Source organism: Saccharopolyspora elongata, from assembly GCF_004348985.1.
GTDB lineage: Bacteria > Actinomycetota > Actinomycetes > Mycobacteriales > Pseudonocardiaceae > Saccharopolyspora > Saccharopolyspora elongata.
This window is the reverse complement of sequence record NZ_SMKW01000235.1, coordinates 1-1057: the sequence shown is the minus strand read 5'-3', so window position 1 is coordinate 1057 and position 1057 is coordinate 1. Positions and strand designations below refer to the sequence as shown.

General features: G+C 66.8%; 2 protein-coding genes. Both read left to right on the top strand.

The genetic code is table 11. The features are described from left to right. Nucleotides 1–648: RNA-guided endonuclease InsQ/TnpB family protein (locus E1288_RS49725; RefSeq protein WP_235884316.1), on the top strand; the 648-nt coding region annotated here is incomplete at its 5' end. 138 nt (nt 649–786) lie between these two features. Next, on the top strand, nt 787–1057 hold a 271-nt coding region (locus E1288_RS49720; RefSeq protein WP_235884315.1), incomplete at its 3' end, for a transposase.

The following is a 1057-nucleotide window of genomic DNA, read 5'->3' as shown; positions in this document are numbered from 1 at the left end:
ACCGAGCACGACTGGTTGCAGACCGCGCCGTCGCACATTCTCCAGCAGGCGTTGAAGGACCTGGACCGGGCGTGCCGCGACCACGGCACGTTCCGGGTTAAGTGGCGCGGTAAGCAGCGTTGGAACCGGTCGTTGCGGTTCCCGATGGGCAAGCTCATCGAGGTCGAGCGGCTGAACAAGCGGTGGGGACGGGCGAAGCTCCCGAAGCTGGGGTGGGTGCAGTTCCGCATGACCCGCCAGCTCGGCGGTGCCGTGCGGTCCGCGACAGTGTCCCGCGACGGCCGGGACTGGTTCGTGTCGTTCCTCGTCGAGGACGGCGCCACCACCCCAGAACGGCACGCCGCACCCCACAGCGGCGTCGGTGTCGACCGTGGAGTCGCGGCAGCGGTAGCTACCAGTGACGGCAAGCTCGTTGACCGCGATTTCGTCTCGCCTGGCGAGGATGAGCGTTACCGCAGGTTGCAGCAGAAGCTTTCCCGGCAGAAGCGGGGCAGCGCAGACCGTGAGAAGACGCTCGGCAAGATGCGCCGGTTGAAGCGGCGCGGCCGCGACCGGCGAGCGGACTTCTGCTCGCAGGTCGCGGCCGAGCTCACCGACCGCAACGCGCTGGTCGTGCTGGAAGACCTCTGTACCCGAAACATGACCTGATCGGCGAGCGGAACCGCCGAAGAACCCGGCCGGAACGTCGCCCAAAAGTCCGGCCTGAACCGCGCCATCCTCGACAAAGGCTGGCACAAGCTTGAACTGGCCCTGCGTAACGCTGCCCGCTTTACCGGCAGCGAGATCGTGAAGGTGCCTGCTGCGTACACGTCGCAGACGTGCGCGGTGTGCCGTGCTGTGGACCCGGAAAGCCGTGAGAGCCAAGCGGTTTTTCGGTGTACCCAGTGCGGCCACACCGCGCACGCTGACGTGAACGCGGCGAAGAACATTCTCGCCGCCGGACGGGCGGTGACAGCCTGTGGAGACCTCGTCGTTAGGCGGTCCGTGAAGCAGGAACCTCGACCGGCGTTAGCGCTGGTTGGAATCCCCCGGGCTTTAGCCGTGGGGAGGACGTCAA